This is a genomic window from Alicyclobacillus sp. CIJ1 (assembly GCF_057538885.1).
The window spans coordinates 14858-37930 of the sequence record NZ_BAAJPH010000143.1 but is presented as its reverse complement, the minus strand read 5'-3'; the positions used below and the strand labels follow the sequence as shown (position 1 = coordinate 37930).

The 23073-nt window shown below is 64.3% G+C and carries 19 protein-coding genes; 6 read left to right on the top strand and 13 right to left on the bottom strand.

Annotated elements, in window-relative coordinates; genetic code table 11:
- Positions 1 to 63: 63 nt before the first annotated feature.
- A complete protein-coding gene (locus AC27E8_RS13185) occupies positions 64 to 1986 on the bottom strand; it encodes an ABC transporter ATP-binding protein (protein WP_487099744.1) in 1923 nt (640 codons plus the stop codon).
- Positions 1983 to 3710 carry an ABC transporter ATP-binding protein gene (locus AC27E8_RS13180; protein WP_487099743.1) on the bottom strand — a complete coding sequence of 576 codons (1728 nt, stop codon included), beginning with the start codon at positions 3708 to 3710 and terminating at the stop codon, positions 1983 to 1985. The genes AC27E8_RS13185 and AC27E8_RS13180 overlap by 4 nt, the downstream gene beginning before the upstream one ends.
- Positions 3711 to 3826: 116 nt before the next feature.
- Here AC27E8_RS13180 and AC27E8_RS13175 point away from each other — a divergent pair, with 116 nt between their 5' ends.
- Positions 3827 to 5899, top strand: coding sequence for a S9 family peptidase (locus AC27E8_RS13175; protein ID WP_487099742.1), 2073 nt, complete (start codon positions 3827 to 3829; stop codon positions 5897 to 5899).
- Between the two features lie 32 nt (positions 5900 to 5931).
- On the top strand, positions 5932 to 6930 hold the full coding sequence (locus AC27E8_RS13170) for an acrylyl-CoA reductase family protein (RefSeq protein WP_487099741.1): 999 nt from the start codon (positions 5932 to 5934) through the stop codon (positions 6928 to 6930).
- On the opposite strand, the gene AC27E8_RS13165 is transcribed toward AC27E8_RS13170, so the two are convergent.
- The 3 genes from AC27E8_RS13165 to AC27E8_RS13155 all read right to left on the bottom strand — a co-directional run bounded on the left by AC27E8_RS13165 (position 6920) and on the right by AC27E8_RS13155 (position 11345).
- Positions 6920 to 8953, bottom strand: coding sequence for an ABC transporter ATP-binding protein (locus AC27E8_RS13165; protein ID WP_487099740.1), 2034 nt, complete (start codon positions 8951 to 8953; stop codon positions 6920 to 6922). The genes AC27E8_RS13170 and AC27E8_RS13165 overlap by 11 nt on opposite strands.
- Complete coding sequence (locus tag AC27E8_RS13160; protein ID WP_487099739.1) at positions 8950 to 10788, bottom strand: ABC transporter ATP-binding protein; 1839 nt, start codon at positions 10786 to 10788, stop codon at positions 8950 to 8952. The genes AC27E8_RS13165 and AC27E8_RS13160 overlap by 4 nt, the downstream gene beginning before the upstream one ends.
- A 452-nt stretch (positions 10789 to 11240) precedes the next feature.
- Positions 11241 to 11345: a putative holin-like toxin gene (locus AC27E8_RS13155; protein ID WP_012810229.1), complete on the bottom strand. Its 105-nt coding sequence runs from the start codon at positions 11343 to 11345 to the stop codon at positions 11241 to 11243.
- A 247-nt stretch (positions 11346 to 11592) separates the two neighbouring features.
- On the opposite strand from AC27E8_RS13155, the gene AC27E8_RS13150 reads away from it, so the two are divergent.
- Positions 11593 to 12615 carry a zinc-dependent alcohol dehydrogenase family protein gene (locus tag AC27E8_RS13150; RefSeq protein ID WP_487099738.1) on the top strand — a complete coding sequence of 341 codons (1023 nt, stop codon included), beginning with the start codon at positions 11593 to 11595 and terminating at the stop codon, positions 12613 to 12615.
- A 33-nt stretch (positions 12616 to 12648) separates the two neighbouring features.
- On the top strand, positions 12649 to 13047 hold the full coding sequence (locus AC27E8_RS13145) for a (R)-mandelonitrile lyase (protein WP_487099737.1): 399 nt from the start codon (positions 12649 to 12651) through the stop codon (positions 13045 to 13047).
- Positions 13048 to 13087: 40 nt separating this feature from the next.
- Here the strand turns inward: AC27E8_RS13145 and AC27E8_RS13140 are convergent, their stop codons facing one another.
- The 7 genes from AC27E8_RS13140 to hisC all read right to left on the bottom strand — a co-directional run bounded on the left by AC27E8_RS13140 (position 13088) and on the right by hisC (position 20803).
- Positions 13088 to 14344, bottom strand: coding sequence for an MFS transporter (locus AC27E8_RS13140; RefSeq protein WP_487099736.1), 1257 nt, complete (start codon positions 14342 to 14344; stop codon positions 13088 to 13090).
- Between the two features lie 9 nt (positions 14345 to 14353).
- Positions 14354 to 15277, bottom strand: coding sequence for an EamA family transporter RarD (gene rarD, locus AC27E8_RS13135; RefSeq protein ID WP_487099735.1), 924 nt, complete (start codon positions 15275 to 15277; stop codon positions 14354 to 14356).
- Between the two features lie 146 nt (positions 15278 to 15423).
- On the bottom strand, positions 15424 to 16191 hold the full coding sequence (locus AC27E8_RS13130; protein ID WP_487099734.1) for an enoyl-CoA hydratase-related protein: 768 nt from the start codon (positions 16189 to 16191) through the stop codon (positions 15424 to 15426).
- Positions 16192 to 16203: 12 nt separating this feature from the next.
- The gene (locus AC27E8_RS13125; RefSeq protein WP_487099733.1) at positions 16204 to 17532 is read right to left on the bottom strand and encodes a dihydrolipoamide acetyltransferase family protein; all 1329 of its coding nucleotides are present in this window, start codon (positions 17530 to 17532) and stop codon (positions 16204 to 16206) included.
- 14 nt (positions 17533 to 17546) lie between these two features.
- Complete coding sequence (locus AC27E8_RS13120) at positions 17547 to 18530, bottom strand: alpha-ketoacid dehydrogenase subunit beta (protein WP_487099732.1); 984 nt, start codon at positions 18528 to 18530, stop codon at positions 17547 to 17549.
- Positions 18527 to 19639: a pyruvate dehydrogenase (acetyl-transferring) E1 component subunit alpha gene (pdhA, locus tag AC27E8_RS13115; RefSeq protein WP_487099731.1), complete on the bottom strand. Its 1113-nt coding sequence runs from the start codon at positions 19637 to 19639 to the stop codon at positions 18527 to 18529. The genes AC27E8_RS13120 and pdhA overlap by 4 nt, the downstream gene beginning before the upstream one ends.
- 12 nt (positions 19640 to 19651) lie before the next feature.
- Positions 19652 to 20803, bottom strand: a complete 1152-nt coding sequence (gene hisC, locus AC27E8_RS13110) for a histidinol-phosphate transaminase (RefSeq protein WP_487099730.1) — start codon at positions 20801 to 20803, stop codon at positions 19652 to 19654.
- A 115-nt stretch (positions 20804 to 20918) separates the two neighbouring features.
- Between hisC and AC27E8_RS13105 the strand changes: the two genes are divergently transcribed.
- Positions 20919 to 21572, top strand: coding sequence for an FMN-binding negative transcriptional regulator (locus AC27E8_RS13105; RefSeq protein WP_487099729.1), 654 nt, complete (start codon positions 20919 to 20921; stop codon positions 21570 to 21572).
- A 1-nt stretch (position 21573) separates the two neighbouring features.
- On the top strand, positions 21574 to 22050 hold the full coding sequence (locus tag AC27E8_RS13100; protein ID WP_487099728.1) for a PaaI family thioesterase: 477 nt from the start codon (positions 21574 to 21576) through the stop codon (positions 22048 to 22050).
- Between the two features lie 22 nt (positions 22051 to 22072).
- Here AC27E8_RS13100 and AC27E8_RS13095 read toward each other — a convergent pair whose 3' ends face one another.
- Positions 22073 to 22969 carry a LysR family transcriptional regulator gene (locus AC27E8_RS13095; protein ID WP_487099726.1) on the bottom strand — a complete coding sequence of 299 codons (897 nt, stop codon included), beginning with the start codon at positions 22967 to 22969 and terminating at the stop codon, positions 22073 to 22075.
- Positions 22970 to 23073: the final 104 nt, after the last annotated feature.

Below are 23073 nucleotides of genomic sequence, written 5' to 3'. Positions count from 1 at the left end.
GCCTCCATCGAATTTCGATGACCCTAGCTTGCCCGCCTTTTCCCTATTTCATCCATTTTTTGATCACAAGCCGCTGATTTGCGCCGCCCCGCTTCGGGACGCTTCGCGCAGGGCTTCGTCGACGCTGGATCCCGCAAACTGGCTGCGATACAACTCGGCGTAGAAGCCACCTTTCTGCAAGAGTTCGCGGTGCGTGCCCTGTTCGATGACGCGCCCTCGGTTCATGACGAGGATCTGATCGGCGTTTTGAATGGTGGACAGCCGGTGCGCGATGACGAAACTCGTCCTGCCTTCCATCAATCGCTGCATCGCCTCTTGAATCAGAAGCTCGGTACGCGTGTCCACGCTCGAAGTGGCCTCGTCGAGAATGAGAATGGCGGGATCGGCCAAAATGGCGCGGGCGATGGTGATGAGCTGCTTCTGTCCCTGAGACAGGTTCGATGCCTCTTCATTAATGACGGTGTCATAGCCGTCCGGCAGGGTTCGAATGAAGTGATCCGCTCGCGCGGCGCGCGCGGCGCGCAGGATTTCCTCTTCGCTTGCGCCCGGTCGTCCGTATGCGATGTTCTCGCGTATCGTGCCATGGAACAGCCACGTGTCCTGGAGCACCATGCCAAAGAGGCTGCGGAGATCCGCGCGCGTCATGTCGCGGATATCGATGCCATCGATGGTGATGGAACCCTCGCGCACGTCGTAGAACCGCATCAGCAGATTCACGAGCGTCGTCTTGCCAGCCCCGGTCGGGCCGACGATGGCCACGGTCTGGCCTGCGGCGACCTCGAGGTTCAGATCCTCGATGAGCGGCTGATCGTCCCTGTAGCGGAAGGAGACGTGGTGAAACGCCACGGCGCCGCGCGGCTCACGGAGGCGCACAGGGTCCGCGGGATCCGGCGCATCCTCCGGCTCATCCAACAGCTCGAAGATCCGCTCCGCAGACGCGATGGTCGACTGGATGACGTTCAAGATGCTGGACAGCTGGGTGATGGGCTGGGAGAACTGGCGAGCGTACAGGATGAACGCCTGAATGTCCCCAATGCTGATGGCGCCGCGCGCCACAAACAGCCCGCCAATCACGCTCACAAGCACGTACCCCAGGTTGCCAATAAAGTTGTTGAGCGGGAAGATGAGGCCCGAGACGAACTGCGCCCTCCATCCGGATTCGTACAGCGCCTCGTTGTGCCGATCGAACGTCTCCAGCGCCCGCCGCTCCATGTTGAACGCGCGCACGATAGCGTGTCCGGTGTACATCTCTTCGATGTGGCCGTTCAAGAGCCCCAAAGCCCGCTGCTGGCCCACGAAAAACCCCTGCGATCGCTTCGTGACAAACCGCGTCACGTAAAACGACAGCGGCAACGTGAGAAACATCACGAGCGTCATCAGCGGGCTGATGGACAACATGACCGCGATCACGCCGACAAACGTCACGATGCTCGATACGAACTGGAGCAACGCCTGCTGCAAGGTGTTGCCGATGTTGTCGAAGTCGTTCACAAACCGGCTCATGACATCGCCGATGGGCCGGCCGTCGAAGAACGAAAGCGGCAAACGCTCGAGCTTCGCGTACACGTCCCGCCGGAGCGCGTACACAGTCTTCTGAGCCACGCCAGCCATCATGTACTGCTGCAGGTAACTGAACAGGCTCGACAGCACGTAGAGACCCGTCAGTTCCTCCAGCACGCGCACAATGTCCGCCCAGTTGAACGCCGGGCCGGGCAAATGCATCCACTTGTGCCGCAGGCCTGCGACGAGATCGTTCGTGATGCCCTTCATGACGTCCGGGCCGAGGATGGAAAAGAGCGTCCCGAGCACGGTCATCACGAACACCAGACCGATGCGCCATGCGTGCGGCCGAAAGTACCGCATGAGCCGGCGCGCAGTGCCGCCGAAATCCTTCGGTTTCTGCACGGGCATTCCCGGCCTCATGCCGCCGTGGCGCATCGGCATGGGTGGACGCATGGCCGGCATCTCCCGCCGATCCTGACTCATGCCGTGACCTCCTCTCCGAGCTGCGACCGGACAATCTCCCGGTACACCTGACAGTTGGCGAGTAACTCCTCATGTGTGCCGATCCCGGCCACGCGTCCCTCGTCCAGCACAACGATTTGGTTCGCATCGCGAATCGTGTTGACGCGCTGCGCGACAATGATGACCGTCGCCGTGCTCACGGCCTCGCGAAGCGCCTGGCGGAGGCGCGCGTCGGTCCGAAAGTCGAGCGCCGAGAAGCTGTCGTCGAAGATGTAAATGGGCGCTCGGCGCACAAGCGCCCGGGCGATGCAAAGGCGCTGCTTCTGACCGCCCGAAAGATTCCTCCCGCCCTGCTCCACCACCGCGTCGAAGCCGTTTGGCATCTGCTCGATGAACTCGAGCGCCTGCGCGATGCGGGCGGCTTCGCGCACCTCTTCGTCCGTCGCGTCCTCGCGGCCCAGCCGGATGTTGTCCGCGATGGTGCCGCTGAACAGGACGGATTTCTGTGGCACATAGCCAATCTGCGCGCGCAGCGCCTCCTGGTCCCACGCGCGCACGTCGATCCCGCCCGCGAGCACGCAGCCGGACTCCACGTCGTAGAAGCGAGGGATGAGGCTCACGAGCGTCGACTTGCCCGATCCCGTCCCGCCGATGATGGCCGTGACTTCGCCCGGCCTTGCGACGAACGAAATGTCCGACAGCGCAGGCGCCTCCGCGCCGGGATACCGGAACGTCACGCCCCGAAACTCGACCAGCCCCGCGGCCTTTGGTTCCGACCTTGGCGATTCCGGATTGCGAATGCGCGTCTCGCTCGACAAGACTTCCCAGATGCGGTTGGCGGACGCGTTTGCGCGCGGGATCATGAAGAACATCATGGACACCATCATGATGGCGAACAACAGCTGCGTCACATACTGGATGAACGCCATCAGCGAGCCAATTTCCATCTTTCCGCTCGCCACGCGCACACCGCCGAACCACAGGATGGCGATCACGGCCAGGTTGATGACGAGCATAAGCGCCGGCGACAAGGCAGCCATGATCTTCTGCACGCGCGTGGTCGTGCCCGTGAGATCGGCGTTGGCGCGATCGAACCGCGCCGCCTCGCGCGCGACCTGGTTGAACGACCGGATGACGCGAATACCGGTCAGGTTCTCGCGCAACACGCGATTCAGCACATCAATCTTTCCCTGCATGAGGCGGAACAGCCGGCTCGCCCGGCCGAACACGAGCACAATGACGCCCGCGAGTACCGGGAGCATCAGCCAGACCACGACGGAGAGCCTGGCATCCGTGTAGACAGCCATGAGCACGCCGCCGATGCAGTTGAGCGGCGCCATGATCATCATGCGCAGCATCATGTTGACGAGCTGCTGCACTTGGGTGATGTCGTTCGTCGTCCGGGTGATGAGCGACGCCGTCGAAAACCGGTCGATCTCCTCCAGTGAAAACGTCTGCACGTGCGCAAACAGGTCCCGCCGGAGGTGCTTGCCGAAGCTCGCCGCCGTCTGCGAGGACAGGTAGCTCGCCGTGATGGAGAAGCCCACCGCGACGATGGAGACCCCGAGCATGAACCCGCCCATGCGGACGATGTACGCCAAGTTGCCTTTCAAGACACCGTTGTCGACAATTTCGGACATGAGCGTCGGCAAATACAGGTTTCCAAGCACCTGCAGGAAGATGAACGTCACGATGAGAACAATGCGCAGCCGGTACGGCCGCAGATAGGGAAACAGCTTGCGCAAGCCACCCACCCCCATGTGCGCCAGCGACAGGCGCCAGCAAACGCCGCATGGTATGATACTCGTGAAGCCTTGAAATCGCGTTGAAACCGCCATCAACGCCGCGAAGGAGTGACCTCATGGAAGCGCCGAAGGCAAAAGCGATTCCGAAAGTGCTCGAGATTCATGGAGACCGACGGATCGATCCATACTACTGGCTCCGGGAACGCGACAACCCCGATGTGATCCAGTATCTCGAAGACGAGAATACATACTACCGGTGGTTCATGGAGCGCATCCAGCCGCTCACCGACGAGCTGTACGACGACATGGTGGCCCGCATTCCCGACGCGGAAGAGCGCGTTCCCGTCCAGGGAGACCAATACTTCTACTACACGCGCATGGAAAAGTCCTTGCAATATCCCATTCACGCTCGCAAGCGGGCGGCCTCGCGCGAGGCGCTGGCCGCTGCCGAGGAGGAGATTGTCCTCAATTTGAACGATCTCGCCGGCGACGGTTACCTGAGTGTAACCGTGCTCGCCACGAGCCCGGACGAGAAGCGGCTCGCGTACCTGGAAAACCGGGACGGGACGGATCGGTACACGCTTCTCGTGAAGGATCTCACCACGGGTGAAATGTTGCCGGATCGCATCGAGGGCGTATTCATCGACGGCAGCGTCGCCTGGAGCGCGGATGGCCAGTACCTGTTCTACATCACGGTCGACGAGGCGCAGCGACCGTACCGCCTGTACCGGCATCGACTTGGCGATCCGGTCGAGCACGACGCGCTCGTGTACCAGGAGGACGACGAGACCTGCATCCTCACGCTCGCAAAGTCGCAAAGCGGCAGATATTTGTTCCTCACTTCCTCGACGAAGACCTCGACGGAGGTCCGCTACCTGCCGGCGGACGATCCGCTCAGCGAGTGGACCGTGTTTCGCCCGCGCCAGGCCGATGTGGAATACGAGCTCGAGCACTGGGACGACGCGTTTCTCGTCCTGACGAATCTCCATCGCCCGAACTTCAGCCTGTTTCGCCACCCCATCGCGCCGTGCGAGGACGAGCGCCTGGAGGAGCTGTTCCCGTACGACGAGGCCCGGTATCTCACCGGCGTTCACCCGTTCCGTGAGGCCGTCGTGATCGAAGGCCGGGAAGGCGGCCTGACGCAGATCTGGACGTTTGCCAACGGGCGCCTCACGCGGCTCGAGTGGGACGAGCCGCTTTACACCGTCTCCGTATCGGCGAATCGCCGCTACGACACGCGCGAGGTGCTGATCCAATACGAGTCGTTTCTGACGCCGCGCACCACCTACGCGCTCGATCCCGTGAGCGTCACCAGGAAGGAGCTTCACCGCCAGCCGGTCAACGGCCCGTACCATCCGTCCGACTACGTACAGGAGCGCCTCTGGGCGAAGGCGAACGACGGGACCGACATCCCCGTCTCGCTCGTGTACCGGAAGGATGCGCGCGCAGACGGACCCGCGCCGTGCATTCTCTACGGATACGGCTCCTACGGGCACAACCTGGATCCCGTCTTCATGCCGACGCTGCTCCTCCCCTTGCTCGATCGCGGCGTGATGTACGCCATCGCGCACGTCCGAGGCGGATCCGAGATGGGCCGGCACTGGTACGAAGACGGCAAAATGCTGCGGAAGAAGAACACGTTCACGGACTTCATCGCCTGTGCAGATGCGCTCATCCGCGAGGGCTACACGTCGCCCGAAAAACTGGCGGCCGACGGGCGGTCCGCGGGCGGCCTCCTCATGGGCGCCGTGGCCAACATGGGCGGGGATCGGTTTGCCGCCATCTCCGCCGGCGTCCCGTTTGTCGACGTCGTCACCACCATGCTCGATCCCACCATCCCGCTGACGACGCTCGAATGGGACGAGTGGGGCGATCCGCGCGACGAGACGTACTACTTTTACATGAAGTCGTACAGCCCGTACGACAACGTCGAGCCGAAGCGGTACCCGCACCTGATTGTGACCACAGGGCTCAACGATCCGCGCGTCGCGTACTGGGAACCTGCCAAGTGGGTCGCGAAGCTGCGCGCCACCAAGACAGGCCAGGAGGCGCTCGTGCTCAAAACCCACATGGGCGCCGGGCACTTCGGATCCTCTGGCAGGCTCGAGCATTTGCGGGAGTCGGCCGAGATCCACGCGTTCTTGCTCTACCACATCGGCGTGTCGCCAAAGCGTTCAACCGCTTCCTGATGCGCTCATGCCTACCGAAGGAGGTACACGAGATGACCACGTTTCGCGCCTACATGGTGGAACAGGACGGCCACGCACACCGCGCCGGCGTCCGCGAGCTCACCCTGGACCAACTGCCCGAAGGCGAGGTGCTCATCCGCGTCCGCTACTCGAGCGTCAACTACAAGGACGGGATCTGTTCCCAGCCCGCCAGCCGCCTGGTGACGCGCTACCCCATGGTGCTCGGAATCGATCTCGCCGGGGAAGTCGTCGAATCGCGGGATGCCCGGTTCCGACCGGGCGATCCCGTCATCTGCACCAGCTACGATCTCGGCACGGGCCACTTCGGGGGCTTCAGCGAATACGCCCGCGTGCCTGCCGACTGGGTGGTCCCGCTTCCCGACGGGCTGTCGCTGCGCGACGCCATGGTGCTCGGCACCGCCGGGTTCACCGCCGCACTGTCCCTGTACCGCATGGAGCAAAACGGCGTGTCTCCCGCCATGGGCGCCATGCTCGTGACGGGCGCCACCGGCGGCGTCGGCGCGACCGGCATCGCCATTGCCAAACGGGCCGGGTACCGCGTGGTGGCGTCGACCCGCAAGGACGAAGCCGCCGAATGGCTGAAAACTCTCGGCGCGGACGACGTGGTGCGCCCCGACGCGCTGTTGCTGCAGGAAGGCGAATCGTACCTGAATGTGCAGGCTCGCTACGCCGGTGTGATCGACCCGGTGTCGGGCAAGTACGTGCCACACCTGCTGCAGCGCCTCGAGTACGGCGGCGTGATCGCCATCAGCGGTTACACGGGCGGGCCGGACTTCACCGCCAGCGTGTTCCCGTTCCTCCGCCGCCAGGCGGCCATCATCGGCATCGACTCCGTGTGGCTCGACATGTCGACGCGCCGCGAGATCTGGCGTCGGCTCGCCGGGCCGTGGAAGCCGAGTGACGAGGCGCTCAGCCACATCGGCCACGACATCACACTCGACGATCTCGACAGCGCCCTGAAGGAGATCCTCGCGGGCCGGATGAAGGGCCGCGCCGTCGTCAACCTGTGACGCCGAGCGCCTTCGTCTGTAACTCGTACATCTGGCGATAGCGGCCTCCGAGCGCCATCAGCTCGTCGTGCGTCCCTCGCTCGACGATCTCGCCCTGGTCAAGCACCAGGATGAGATCCGCATCGCGAATCGTCGACAGCCTGTGCGCGATGATGAACGTGGTGCGCCCCCGCTTCAGGACCTGGAGCGCATCTTGAATGATGCGCTCCGTTTCGCTGTCGACATTCGCGGTGGCCTCGTCGAGCACCAGGATGGCCGGATCGAAGGCGAGTGCGCGTGCGAACGAGATGAGCTGGCGCTCGCCGGCGGAAAGGGTGCTGCCGCCTTCGAGCACGGGCTCGTCGATGCCGCCCGGCAGGTTCCTCAGCAGGCGATCCGCCCCGACGTCCCGAAGCGCCTTTTCGATGCGCTCGCGGCTTACACGAGGGTCCCCGAGGCCGACGTTCCACGCGATGGTCCCCGTGAACAGGTACGGATCCTGGAGCACGATGGCCATGTGCTGCCGCAGCTGTTGCGGAGGAATCTCGCGGATGTCCTGCCCGTCGATCCGGATGGCGCCGCGATCCGGATCGTAGAAGCGGAACAGGAGATTCATGATGGAGCTCTTGCCCGAGCCGGTGTGGCCGACGAGCGCGACGGTCTGCCCGGGCTGCGCGGTGAACGTGATATCGCGCAGCACGGGATGAACGCCGTCGTACGAGAACCAGACGTGATCGAACTCGACCTCGCCGCGAAAGCGCGGGATGGCGCCGTATTCGGGCTCCACGCCGGGTTCGTCGAGGAGCTCGAAGACGCGCGCGGCGGATGCGCGCGCCTGCTCGAGCGTCGCGAGCTGGTTGACGACCTGCGTGAGCGGCTGAAACAGGCGGTTCAGGTAATCGACGAACGCGTACAGCACGCCGAGCGACACGATGGGCTCGAGATGGAGCGATCGCCAGCCGAACCACGCGATGATGGCCGCGAAGAACAGGTTGCGCAGGACGCCCGCGAGGTTGTATCCCGTGGCGGAGTTGATGCGCAGAAGCCTCGTCTGGCCGTCGTAGTAGGCCTGGTTCATCTCGTTGAACTCGGCGGCCGTCCTCACCTCCCGGTTGAATGCGCGGATAATCGGCATGCCCTGGATGGTCTCGTTCAGCATGGCGTTGATCTCGGAGATGAGCGCGCGCACGCGCAGGTTGACCTGCACGGTATACCGGCGATAGAGCCAGATCCAAAGAAACAGGATGGGCAAAAGCGCGCAGGCCAAGAGGGCGAGATCGACATTCAGGATGAACAGAGCGACATAGATGCCGAGCATCATCACGGCGCTCGAGAGCACGTTCGCCAGCACGTTCACGTAGAAGTCGCGAATCGACTCGGTGTCGTTCGTGATGCGCGAGACAATTTTTCCTGCCGGCGTGTTGTCAAAGTACGAAATGGGCAGGCAGTGAATGCGGTGAAAGACGTCGCGCCGCATGTGCTGCAGGATGCGGTTGGCAGACACCTGCAACAGATACTGCTGGCCGTACAAAAAGACGGCGGAGGCGGCGAGCAGCGCGAAATACAACAGGGCGAGCCGGATGACGTTCGGCACTTCCGGCCGGTAGAACGCGAACATCTGCGCCCGGCTGATGGGGTGCGCAGGTATGGTGCGCCAGTGACCCCCGACTTCCTCGCGGATTTCGCCGGGCCGAGATCCCGCCGCGATGGCCTGCACCGTCCCCGGCAGGAAGTATGCGGTCGTTCCGAGCGTCATGAGCGTGTGTGGCTGTTGTCTCGGCGCTCCGTGTGGCAACTTGTCGCCGCGCACGTACAGTTGTCCATCCACGCGCACCGCGCCGGGCACGCCCGCAGGCGCTCGATACCAGACCTGCTGCACGCCCTCGATGTCCCGGTTAATGATGGTTTTGGCGACAAACGGGCCCGCGAGTTGCGCGGTCACCGAGAGCACGAGCAAAACGAGCGCCGCGACGATGGCGCCGCGCGCGTGCGCCGCATACTGCACGAGGCGCCTTCCGACGCGGACCGATGCGGAACGATTCATCGCACATCCCCCCTGTCCGCCCCGGTGAGCGACGGTTGCGCCGCGCCTGGCGCGCCCTCTTCAGGTGCCTGCGCGTCTTCGGCGAGATCGTCCGAGGCTTCGCCAAACGCCTGCTGATGCAGGTACTGCTTGGCGTACCAACCCCCGAGCCGCATGAGGTCCTGAAACGTGCCCGCTTCGGCAATGCGTCCCTCGTCGAGAACCACAATCCAGTCCGCGTGCTGAACGGCCGACATGCGGTGGCTGACGATGAGCGTAGTGCGCCCCTTCCTCACGCGGCGGATGGAGCGCAGGATGTGCGCCTCCGTGCGCGCGTCCACGGCCGACATCGCGTCGTCGAGAATCAGCAGATCCGGATCCAGAATGAGCGCGCGGGCGAGCGCGATGCGCTGCTTCTGCCCGCCGGACAGCGAAATGCCCCGTTCGCCGACGAGCGTGTCGAGCCCGTCCGGGAGCCGCGGGATGTCCTCCGCAAATCCGGCGAGATGGAGCGCGCGAAGGACCTCTTCGTCCGTCGCGTCGTGCTTGGCGAAGCGGACGTTGTCCCGCACGCTGCGCGAGAACAGCATCGGATTCTGCGGGACATAGCCCACCAAACGATGGAGCGCGTCGATTCGGACATCCTGAATGGGCAGCCCGTTCACCAACAGGCGGCCGCGATGCCCCACGGGATACTCACGCAGAAGTTGCTTCACGAGCGTCGACTTGCCGCTGCCCGTCCTGCCCACGATACCGAGAGTCTGGCCGCGGCGAATGACGAGATCGATGTCCACCAGGTTGTCACGCTCGGACGACGGGTAGCGGAACGAGTAGCCCTCGAAGCGGATCTCGTCGATGCGCGCCACCCCCACCGCTCCGTCCGCGTCCACCACGTCGGGCTCGTAGGCGAGCGTCTCGTTCACGCGGTCCAGAGACGCATTGCCGCGCTGCATGATGTTGATGAGCTGCCCAAACGCGAGCATAGGCCAGATCAGCATGCCCAGGTAGACGTTGAACGACGTGAGCTGACCCACGGTGAGCTGGCTCTGGAAGACGAGGTACGTGCCGTAGCCCAGGCCGATGAGGTACGTCACGCCGACGAGGAGGCTGATGGTCGGGTCGAACAGGGCGTCGATCTTCGCGACGGCAATGTTCTTCCGATACACGTCCGCCATCGTCTCAGCGAAGCGGCGCTCCTCGTTCTGCTCCTGCGCGTAGGCGCGCACCACGCGAATGCCGGCGACCGTCTCCAGGACGCGATCGTTCATATCTCCGAAGGCGTCCTGCGCCCGCTCGAACCGGTCGTGCAGGATCTGGCCGAATTTCGTCATGGCGAGCGCGATGAACGGCATGGGCACGAGCGAGAACAAGGTGAGTTTCCAGCCGTCGAGCACGGCCATGGTGACGAGGATGGTCGCCGAGTACGTCGTCGAGTCGATGAGCGTCAGGATGCCGAATCCGGCCGTTTGCATGACCGCGTTCAGGTCATTGGTCGATCGCGCCATGAGGTCACCCGTGCGGTTCTGCTCAAAGAAGCGCGGCGTCATCTTGAGAAAGTGCTCCATGAGCCGACGGCGCAGCGACAATTCCAGCGTCCGGGCGCCGGAATAGAGCTGATATTGCCACGTCACGCCGCACACGTACGACACGACAATGGTCAGGAGCAAGGCGCCCACGAGCTCGGCGAGCGCCCTGAGCGTCATGCCGTGCTGGCTCATGAGGTCGATGGATCGGCCGACGAGGTAGGGCGGAATCACGTCGATGACGTTGAGGAACAGCAAGAGCCCGACGGCGATCCCGTATCGCTTTCGTTCCTCCCAGAAGAAATGGCGAAGTTTCCACAAAACTTGAAACACAAACAGGCCCCCTAGACGCAAAAAGGCATGCCTCGCGCGGCATGCCCAGTCCGAGTGTGGAATGAGTTGGCGCGAGCCGCCCGTGCAGCTCGCGCCAGCGCCCTACATGGCGCTCGCGCGAGGAGGTCGAGCCGCAAATGAAAACGCGAATGGGTTGACGGGTCGCGTCGTCATCCGAACCATGGGCTTCGACCTCCCCTCTTCCGTGCAGACTGTCAGAATTGAACATATCACTTCTGGTGAAGCGCGTCAACGCCGAAGAACCTCGGACGCAGAACAACTGCCGCATTGACGAATATTCCAAGTATGGTACACTTACAATGAGAAGAGCGCCGGAGTTCGCGGCTCCGACGCTCAGGCACCGACGCCTGGGCAGGATCCCTGCCCGCTGCTATCCGCATGAATAGCTTTGAGCAGTGACCGCCCCAAGGGCCGTGAACCTATGGGGGCGGTCACTTGCGCGTCAAGGCAAGAACCAAGGCGACAACCAGCGACAAACACGTCATCACGAACGATCCAAACTGAATCAGAAGTGACAGCGCATCCGCCACCGTCATGCCCTCACCCCCTCCCGCCTGATGAGACGGGCAGGGAGTGACCCCCAAGGTGGTGCCTCCCTATACTCTACCAGATTTCAAGCCGCACGCGTAAACGATCTCAGCGTCCTGGTTGATCAATCTACACGAAATCTTGCCTCCTGTGTAGAAATCCTCACGAATCCTCGCAACGAGTCACAACCGATTAGGCATTGGGACAAGCGATGTGAAAGAATAGACCTGAACCTTGACGAAGGAGGCCTTGCGCATGAAAGGTACCGTGATCCACGCTCCGTGGGATGTCCGCTACGAAGATCGCGAAGACCCGCGGATTGAGGAACCTACCGATGCCATCATTCGCATCGTCGCCACCTGCGTATGTGGTTCCGATCTCTGGACGTATCGCGGGCTGAACCCTATCGAGAAACCCATCCCCATGGGACATGAATACGTCGGCATCGTCGAAGAGGTGGGCCCGGACGTCCGCCACGTGAAGCCAGGACAATTTGTGATTGGGGCGTTTTTCGCGACTGATGGCACGTGCCCCATCTGCCAAGCAGGGTACCCGTCCTCGTGCGTCAATCGGCGCAGCATCCCCGGCGCCCAGGCGCCTTCCGTGCGCATCCCCTGGGCAGACGGCACGCTCGTGCCCACGCCGGGCATGCCGGATCGCGCCCTCATTCCAAGCCTCCTCACGCTCTCGGACGTGATGGGCACAGGCTGGTTTGCCGCGGACGCTGCGGAAGTACGTCCAGGCAAGACCGCGGTGATTGTCGGCGACGGCGCCGTGGGACTCTGCGCCGTGATCGCGGCCAAGCAGATGGGCGCCTCGCGGATTATCGTGATGAGCCGGCACGAGAAGAGACAGGCCCTGGCGAAGGAGTTTGGCGCCACGGACATTGTAGAGGAGCGAGGCGACGAAGGGGTCAAGCGCATTCTGGACATGACGGACGGCCTCGGCGCGGAGTCGGTGCTCGAGTGCGTCGGCACGCAGGAAGCCATGATGCAGGCCATCCAGTGCACGCGCCCGGGCGGACATATGAGCTTCGTCGGCGTGCCACACGGCGTGTCCTTGGACGGACGGCTGCTGTTTTACAAACAGATTCACCTGCATGGAGGTCCGGCGCCGGTCCGCCGATACCTGCCGGATCTCATCCAGTTGGTGTGGGAGGGAAAGATTCAGCCCGGGAAAGTGTTCGATCTCGAACTGCCGCTTGAACAGGTGGCGGAAGGTTATCGAGCCATGCACGAGCGCCGCGCCATCAAGGCGCTGTTGTGGCCGGACGCGTGAGTCTTGTCGCGAGACGTCAAGGGAGGAGTTTTCATGAAAATTGTCCGCAACCGAGAGCGCAAACCGTCCGCTGGGTCCTCCGCGACCTTCACAGGGCGCGTCTCCATCACGCCCGTCTGGAACGCGGAGGAGCCATCCCGCGTGGGCGCGGCGGTCGTCCGATTTGAACCCGGTGCACGAACGGCGTGGCACACGCACCCGCTTGGCCAGCTGTTGGTCATTCTGGAAGGCGTGGGCTGGGTTCAACGAGAAGGCGAATCGGTCCAGGAGGTTTACCCCGGGGACATCGTTTGGTTCGAGCCTGGCGAAAGGCACTGGCACGGCGCTTCGCCGGAACACGCCATGGCGCACATGGCGATTCAGGAAGCTCTCGACGGCTCGCCGGTCGATTGGTTGGAGCACGTCACGGACGCCGAATACCGGCGCGGTTGAGAAACGGTTCCCAAACCGAGTGCGGAGAAGGCAAATGGGGTCAGAAGTCTCCATCCCCACGCGCTCTCCGCAGCTCGGGCACGAACCAACCGACGCAAAAGATGGCGGCGAGCGTGGAAAGCCCGCCGACGGCAATGGCCGCACCGGGCGGGAGCAGACTCCCCACGAGCCCTGCGCGGAGATTGCCGAGCTGCGGACCGCCCGTTCCCACCAGGTAATCTACGCTGGAAATGCGTCCGCGCAGGCCGTCCGGCGTGCGCTGCTGGATGAGCGTCGAGCGCATCACCACGAGGATGGAGTCTGCCGCGCCCATCAGCCCGAGCAGGGCCACGCAGAGCCAGACGAAGGGGGCGAGCCCGAGGCCCCCTGCGGCGATGGCCCAGACGGCACAGGCGGCCAGAATCGCTTTGCCTTCGGACCGAATGTGGCGCACAGGGCCCGACAGGGCCAGGATGACCAGGCCGCCGATGCCGGTGGCGCCCATCATCAGGCCGAGCGTCTCCGGCCGGCCACCAAAGCGCTCGCTCACAAGCGCCGGCAGGAGCGCGGTGGGCACGCCGAGCACGGTGACGCTGAGGTCAGCCAACATGGCGCCGAGAAGGGCGCGCGATCGCCCCAAGAAGCGCAGTCCCTCCATCACGCCGTGCAACATGCCCCCCTGCTTGGCATTGGCCTCTGGCAACATGGGCGGCAAACGATAGATGGCGTAGAGCGCCGCGAGAAAGGTCGCCGCGTCGCAGGCGTAACACCATCCGAGTCCGGCGAAACTGGCGATCACGCCCGCAAGCGAAGGCCCAGCGACCTCCCCAAAGCGAATGGCCAAGGTGTTCAGCGTCTGCCCCGCTCGCACCTGCTCCTTGGGCAGAAGGCGCGGCACAAACGTCCGGCGCGCCGGGGCGTTGATAGCGCCAAGCACCGACTGCGCGCACAACAGCGCGTAGATGAGCCATAGCGCGGACCACGCCATGAGCGCCTGCACAGCGAGGACTGCGGACACGAGCATCTGCCCGGTTGTGGCGAGAAGAGCGAGCTTGCGGCGATCGACGCGATCGCCCACGCTTCCGCCTAGGAGCACGAACAGCGCGCCTGGCAGCACGCTGGCGAGGCCGGTCAGCCCGACATCGAGGGTGCTGTGCGTGGCTCGATACACCTGCAGCATGACCGCGAAGGGCGTCATGGTGCCCCCGAGCGTGGAGATGCCGCTGCCGATCCAGAGCCGCAAAAACGCGGGAGACGTGCGCAGCGGCGAGATATCCAACATCGCCGAGCGGAGCGCGGCTTGAAGGGTCATGGGCATGGATTCATATCACCCTTTCGCGGCCTCGCTCACCGCTTGGCAATTCGCCGGACGATGGCGATGTCGCCGCTCGTTTCGCACGAGGGAGATGGTGTAGAGCGCAAGCGCCATCCAGATGCACGCAAATCCTACTGCGTCGGCCCGCGTGAAGGCTTCGTGATCGACCGCGAGGCCAATGACGAGTTGCAGGGTTGGGGAGATGTACTGCACCATGCCGAGGGTCGCGAGGCTCAACCGCTTGGCGGCCATGGCGAACAGAAGCAGCGGCACGGCCGTGAAAAGGCCGCTGAGGACAAGCAACGCCATCTGCCAGCTTGTGAGTTGAGTGATGGTCACGCGATGTGTGGCGAACGTGGCGGCGAGATACGCGGCAGCGAGCGGCAGGGCCAGCGTGGTTTCCCACGTGAGGCTTTGCACGGCGTCTGCGTCCACGCGCTTTTTCACCACGCCGTACAGGCCGAACGATCCGGCGAGCGCGAGCGCCAGCCAGGGCACCTGTCCGTAGGCCCCCATCATGATGCCCACACCCGCCACGGCGACGACGAGCGCCCCCCACTGCCAGCCGTCGAGCCGCTCGCGAAAGAGGAGCAGGCCCAAGAGTACGTTCACAATGGGGTTGATGTAATAACCGAGGCTCGACTCCACCACATGCCCGGTGTTCACCGCGACGATGAACGTCAGCCAGTTCACCGTGATCATGAACGAACCGAGCGCCATGAGCCGCGCCCGGCGTCCGTCGCGCATCACGCCCGCCACGTTTCGCACGCGACGCGCGAGCGCCACCCAAATCCAGATGGTCAACGCCGAAAACACCATGCGATACGACAGGAGCTCATACGGAGACATCCGCTCGAACACGTTCCAATACGCAGGGAGGAGCCCCCAGCCCGCGTAGGCCAAAAACGCGTACCACAGCCCTTTGCGATCCGTCACCGCCGCGCCACTCCGTTTCTCTCTCGTTCAACGCACTTCATCATAGCGCAGGATGACGGCGCGCGCACCCCCTTTTGCGCGCAGGCGTGCCCGCGGGCGAGTTTGCGGATGACCTCGACCAGCCGTGCGCCGAACCTTCCGCTTCATCAGCGGCCGCGAAACGCGGGCGTCCGCCGTTCCATGAACGCGCGCATCCCTTCGCGCGCATCTTCCGTCGCAAACAGCAAATAAAAGAGATTTCGCTCGGCCTCGAGGCCGTCCGCGAGCGCCGTGTCCATCGCCTGATACACCGCTTCCTTGATGCACCGAAGCGCCACGGGCGCCATCTCGGCCAAGCGTTTGCCAAGTTCCACCGCCTCGGCCACGCACGCCTCGTCCGGAACAACGCGGTTCACGAGCCCGAGCGCCATAGCCTCCTGTGCGGTGATGGGCTCGCCCAGCCACAGAAGCTCAAGGGCCCGTGCCTTGCCCAGCCTGCGGGCCAGCCACTGTGTGCCTCCCGCGCCCGGCATGAGCCCCAGTTTGACCTCGGGCTGACCGAACTTCGCGCTCTCGCCCGCGATGACGAGATCGCACGCCAGGGCGAGCTCGCAACCGCCGCCCAGCGCAAAGCCTCGCACGGCCGCAATCACGGGCTTGTGAACGCCGCGAATCCGATCCCAGGCGCGGAACTGATCGCGCAGCTTCATGTCGACCGCGGTCGCATCCGCCATTTCCGCGATATCCGCGCCTGCCGCAAATGCCTTGTCGCCGCCTGTCACGACGATGGCGCGCACCTGCGTCTCGGTGTCCGCAGCCTCGAGAGCCGCAACCAGTTCGTCCACAAGCGCAAGATTGAGCGCGTTCAACCGCTCGTCGCGCGCGATGCGGATGACGCGGACGGGGCCGTCATCGTGGATGGAAAGGTACGCCACGCGAGCACCTCCCTACCGAAGTTCCGCCCACAGCCGGTCCGGCTCCTCCAACAGTTCCCGCACGCGGTTGGTGAAGCGAATGGCCATGCCGCCGTCGATAATGCGGTGATCGAACGACAGGGACACGTGGGCGATGTTGCGGATGACAACCTCGTTGTTGCGCACCACGGGGCGCGGGGCCGTCTTGTGGATCCCGAGAATCGCCGATTCGGGATAGTTGATGATGGGCGTCGCGTACAGTCCCCCGAGCGCGCCGGCGTTCGAGATCGTGAACGTACTGCCTGTCACCTCGTCGAGCGACAGGCGGTTTTCCCGCGCCCGCCGGGCGAGATCGGACACCTCGCGCGCAATCTCGAACACCGATTTCTGATCCGCGTGCTTCACCACGGGCACGATGAGCCCCTGCTCCGTGTCGACCGCGATGCCGATGTGATAATAGCGCCTGAGAAGCACATGCTCCTGCGCCTCGTCCACCGACGCGTTGACGTACGGGAACTCCTTGAGCGCGATGGCCACCGCCTTGACGAAAAACGCGAGCGAAGTGAGTTTCACGCCGCGCGCCTCGGCGTACGGCCGCAGCCGCTCGCGGAGCGCCTCGATGCCATCCATCTCCACCTCGTCGATGTGCGTCGCGTGCGGAATGATACGCTTGGCCTGCACCATGTGCTCGGCAATGCGCCGCCTCAGCCCGCGCAGCGGCACCTGCTCCACGAGCTCACCGGACGCCTCGGGCGTTGCGACTCGGGGTGCGGTTGTCGGCTGAGGTTCCACCGCATGCTCGGTGTGCCCACGGGCCGGCTCCACCGCGGGCCTGCGTCCGCCCTCCGCAAAGCGGCGCACGTCTTCCTCCGTCACCCGGCCGACCGGGCCCGTCCCGTCGATCTCGTCGATGTCCACCCCGAGCTTGCGAGCCAAGGCGCGCACGTGCGGCGTGGCGAGCGCGCGCCGCTTGCCGCCTCGCCGCGCGGCTCCACTGGCCTCAGGTGCGGCAGTTGCTCGCTCCTCTTGCGCTGCACTTGCCTGCGTGGCGGGCTTAGCCTGCGCGGATGCTTGCACGTCGATCGCAACAGGCGCCGCCACCGAAGCTGCCGCAGCCGCCGGATGGGCGCCCGCCTCGCGGATGACCGCGAGCACCGTGCCCACGGGCACCACCTGGCCCTCGCGCGCCACGATACGCTCGATGACGCCCGCCACCGGGGACGGAAGCTCCGCCGCCACTTTGTCCGTCTGCACCTCCACGAGCGGCGCATCCTGCTCCACCTGGTCGCCCTCTTTCACCAACCAGCGCAGAATCTCGCCCTCGTGAATGCCCTCGCCGATGTCCGCCAGTTTGAACTCCATATCCGTCTCCCGCCTCAGAACGTGATGGTCTCTTCAATCCCCGCGCGAATGCGCGCTTCGGTCGGCATGTACTCGTCCTCCAGTGCGAAGAACGGCACTGGCACATCGAACCCAGCAATCCGCTTGACGGGCGCCCGAAGGTAGAGCAGCGCCTCCTCGTTGATCAGCGACACAATCTCGGCCCCGAGCCCCGCCGTCTTGTGCGCCTCGTGCACCACCACCGCGCGCCCGGTCTTCTGCACCGACTCCACGATGGCGTCGCGATCGAGCGGATAGAGCGTCCGCAGGTCGATCACGTCGCACGTGAAGCCGCGCTCGCGCTCGAGGGCGTCCGCCACCTTCAGCGCGGTGCGCAACATCGAGCCCCACGCGAACACGGACACGTCCTCGCCTTCGCGCACCCGCTTAGCTTTGCCGATGGGCACCCGGTACAGCCCTTCGGGCACCTCTTCGCGGAATGCACGATACAGCTTGGTCGGCTCCAGGAACACCACCGGATCCGGATCTTCAATAGCCGAGATAAGCAGTCCCTTGGCGTCGTACGGGCCGCTCGGGACAACCACCTTCAACCCCGGCGTGTGGGCGAAGAAGCTTTCCACGCTCTCGGCGTGGAGTTCCGGGCCGTGGATGCCCGCGCCATACGGCGTGCGGATGGTCATCGGCACCGGGAACTGCCCCTGCGACCGATACCTCATTCGGGCGACATGCGAAAACAGCTGATCCAGCGCAGGGAAGATGAACGCCAAGAACTGAATCTCCGGCACCGGGATGAGGCCGTTGACCGCCATCCCGATGGAGGTGCCGATAATGGCCGACTCCGCGAGCGGCGTGTCGATCACGCGCTCCTCGCCGTACTTCTCGAGAAGGCCGTCGGTCGCGCGAAACACCCCGCCGTTTTTACCGATGTCCTCGCCGAGGAGCACGACGCGCGGATCGTCCGCGAGCTTCAGATCGAGCGCCTCGTTGATGGCCTGGACCAAGTTCAACATCCTGCTCATACGGACACCCCCTCGCGGGTCCTGCGGTACTCCTCGCGCTCGGCGGCCAGGTGCCATGGCTCTTCCGCGTAGACGTGATCGAACATCATCTCCATGTCGGGCGGCGCGATGGCGAGCGCCTCCTCCACAGCCGCCTCCACCCGCCTCTTGACCTCATCCTGAAGCTTCGCCTCGTCGGCTTCCGACCACAGCTTTTGCGACTCGAGGTACAGGCGCAGGCGCACAATGGGATCTCGCTTCTGCCACGCTTCCACGACCGCTTTCTGATCACGGTACCGCGTCGGATCGTCCGCCGTCGTGTGCGCGCCCATGCGGAAGGTCACCGCCTCGATGAGCGTCGGCCCGAGGCCGTGCAGCGCGCGCGACCTGGCCTCCTTCACGGCGCGGTACACCGCGAACGCGTCGTTGCCGTCCACGCGCACGCCCACGATGTCGTACGCGATGGCTCGCTGGGCAATGGTGCGGGACGCGGATTGGCGAGAAAAGGGCACGCTGATGGCGTATCCGTTGTTTTGACAGAAGAAAATCACCGGCAGGTGGAAGACGCCCGCGAAGTTGAGCGCCTCGTGAAAATCGCCCTCGCTCGTCGCGCCGTCGCCGAAGTACGCGATGCTGACCGCGCTCTCCTTGCGATACCGGCTGGCCCAGGCGGCGCCGACAGCGTGCAACACGTGCGTCGCAATCGGCACGCTGGGCGGAAGGATGTGCCTGCCCTCCGGACTGCGAATGCCCTCCACGCGCCCCGACCAGTAGAGAAGGACGTTTGCGGGCGACTGACCGAGCACCATCGTGGCGGCGTGATCGCGATACGACGGGAACACAAAGTCCTCCGGCGCGAGCGCCATAGCGCTCGCCACCTGCGCGGCCTCCTGGCCCTCGAACGGCGCGTAGGTGCCAATGCGCCCCTGCCGCTGCAGCGCAATGGCCTTCCGGTCAAACGCGCGGGAGAACACCATGTGGCGGTACATCGCCACCATGACCTCCGGCTGGATGTCGTCCACCGGCCCCGCCAGCGTGCCGTCTTCCTTCAGCAGGTGAATCTCCTCGTACAACCCTTCCGCCTTGGCGATTTCCGTGAGCCGCTCTGCCCTATCGTGTTCGGCCAACATGCCAAGACCTCCTCATTCGATGGAATGCTTCATAGCGCGAAGAAATGCGTCGTTCTCCTCGGGCGTTCCCAGCGAGACCCGCACCGTCCCGGGAACGCCGAGCCCTTCCCCGGCTCGGACGATGATACCCTGGCGCAGCAGGCGATCGGCGACCGCCGCGCCGGATCCAGGCACTTCAAACAGCAAAAAGTTGGTCTGCGACGGATAAACGCGAAGGCCCATCTCGAGAAGCGCCTGGGCGACGCGGTCCCGCTCTTTGGCGTTTTGCTCGCGGCACATCGCGACGAAGTCCGGATCGTCCAGGGAGGCGAGCGCGGCCACCTGCGCCAAACGACTGGTGTTGAATGGCCCTCTTACCTTGTGTAGTACGGAGGCCACGTCCGGGTGCAGCACGGCGTAGCCAATGCGGAGCCCCGCGAGCCCATAGATTTTGCTGAACGTGCGCAGGACGACGAGATTCGGATGCGCGTCGAGCAGCGGAAGCGTCTGCAAATAGTCATCCGACGTGACGTACTCGTAGTACGCCTCATCCACGACCACCATCACGCGGTCGGGCACCTGATCGATGAACTGACGCAAGGCATCCTTGCCGACGGTCGTGCCCGTGGGATTGTTGGGATTGCACACGAAGACGAGCTTGGTCTTCGCCGTGATGGCGCCGAGCATGGCGTCGAGATCGTGTACGCCATCGCGGCAAGGCACCTTGACCGAAACCCCGCCTTCGATGGCCACGTTCTGCTCGTAGCGCGTGAAGGTGGGATCGGCCATGACCACCTCGTCGCCTACCTCGAGAAATGCGCGCGTCAACAGGCCGATGATCTCGTCAGAGCCGTTGCCGAACAGCAACTGATCTTCGCGGACGCCGAGCCTCGCGGAAAGCTTTTGCGCGAGCGCAGGCGAACAAGACTCGGGATACAGCGCCGCGCGCGCCATCTCCTCCGCGACGCCCGCCACGGCTTTCGGCGAACATCCGTAAGCGTTTTCATTGGAAGCCAATTTGATCACGCGCTCGAGGCCGAGTTCGCGCTGAACCTCTTCGATGGGCTTGCCGGGCGCGTAGCGGCCGACGTGTGCCAGTGAACCGCGCGCCAAAATGGACCCCGTCCCCACCGCCGACACCTCCGGTTTGACCAAAGCAAGCGCTTGCTTGACTATCGTAAGCATACCAGACTTCGCGAGAATGTCAAGAGAGGTCGCAGGCGGATCTTCCATTCCGTGTTATTCTGGAGATCGACAGGACTTTGAGGCTGGGTCGTCCCATCCGCTGGGGAGGTAGCTCATGTACATCCCAAGATCCTTTCAACTACAAGACGCGCGTCTCATCGAAACCGTGCTTCGCGAGCACAGCTTTGCCGTCCTCGTGACCTCGGTCGGCGAAGACATCATGGCGACTCACGTCCCTCTCGTCTACGATCCGGCCGAGGCGGCGCTCTTCGGACACCTGGCGCGGGCCAATCCCCAGGCCAAGCATCTTCATGAGGCTCAGTGCCTGGCCGTCTTTCAGGGGCCGCACGCCTATGTCTCACCCGCCTGGTACGGACTTGCTGAGCAGGTACCAACGTGGAACTACGTCGCCGTCCACGTGTACGGCCGCGCGCGCGTGATCGAAGATGAGGAAACCGTCGCGGATCTTTTGCAGCGCCTCGTCTTCGCGTACGATCCGCAGTCCCCACTTCCCGCCGACCGCGATCGCGCGTACTATCGAAACCTCATGCGCGGCATTGTCGCGTTTCGCATCGACATTGCGCGCATTGAGGCGGCGGCGAAACTCAGCCAGAACAAGCCACTCGAAGTCCGCGCGCGCGTCGTGGAAGCGCTTGAGTCCCAAGACGACGCCGATTCTCGCGCTGTCGCCGCTTGGATGCGGCGCCTGAGCCTCACCCACCCCGGTGACCACGTCGGAAATGAATCCAAGCCGAAGGGAGCCTCCTGACATGTGCGTCTCGCCTTACGTTCAGGACCACTATGCGGACGACTTCGCCTGGTGCTACGGGTGCGGTCGACTCAACGAGCATGGACATCACTTTCGGACGCGCTGGGACGGCGACGTCACCGTCACGGAAGCGCAACCTGACCCTACGTACACGGCGGTGCCGGGCTTTGTATACGGCGGCTACCTCGCCTGCCTTGTCGACTGTCACAGCACCGGCTCTGGGTCGCTCGCGCTGCTGCGGGCCGCAGGAAGACAACTGGGGGAAGGCACACCCGTGCCGCGCTGCGTGACGGCCTCCCTGCACGTGGAGTACCGCAAGCCCACGCCCATGGGGGCAACCCTGCGCGCCGTGGGACGCGTGGTCGAGGTGACGGATCGAAAGGCCGTGATCGAGACCCAGGTCTTCGCCGGCGACACGGTGTGCGTCGAGGCGCGCGCGGTGGTGGTGAGCGTCCCCGACGCCATGCGCCCGCAGTGACGCCCGCGAGGGCCGACATGGCCTACGATAGCCCTGAGCGAACCGACTCGGCAATCGCCAAAAACGCGGCGACCAAAGGAGACGTGTCCCGGCGGCGCCACGCCACGCCGAGCTCGACCGTGGGTGACTGGCCATCGATGTGCAGATAGCGGACATCCCGCCGGTGCACGCGCTCCGTGGCGCTCGGGACGATGCTGACGCCGAGTCCCGCCGCCACGAGCCCCACGGCCGTCTGTACTTCCGTCACCTCAAGCCGCACCCGCGGTTCAAACCCCAGTGCGCGCGCGAGCGTGATGAATCCGTCGTAAAGCCCCGGCCAGATGGCGCGCGACACCAGCACAAACGGCTCCTCCGCCAGTTCCACCAAGAAGAGCGACGATCGCGCCGCCAGCGAGTGCTCGCTCGGCACCACAGCGACACAGTCGTCCCGCTCGACGAGCCGGATGTGGAGATCCGGATGCTGCGCGGGCAGCCGAAGCACGCCCACGTCCACCTCGCCTGCGGTGAGCGCCTCCATCTGCGCCGGCGTAGGCATCTCCCTGAGCACGAGTTCGACGTCGGGATGCCGTTCCTGGTACGCGCGTATGACCTCGGGCAGCCAGCCGTACGTCGCGGACCCCACGAACGCCACGGACAGCCTTCCCACCCGGCCCGCGGCCGCGTCTCGGGCCGCTTTCACCGCCGTCTGCGCGTCGGCAAGCACCTTGCGCGCTTCTTCGAGCAGCGCACGGCCCGCGTGCGTCAGTTGCACGCGCCGGTTCGTCCTGTCGAACAGGGTCACGCCGATTTCGTCCTCGAGCTTTTGAATCTGCTGACTGAGCGGAGGCTGGGTCAGACCCAGGCGCTTGGCCGCCCTTCCGAAGTGAAGTTCCTCGGCCACGGCCACGAAGTATTCGAGTTGGCGCAATTCCGTATCCATCCGCCCCTTCGGACTTTTGATTCACAATACATATCATTAATGATGAAATTATATATTAGACGTCTCATTTTGCGTGACGTATCCTGAAATCAGCAAAGCATTGC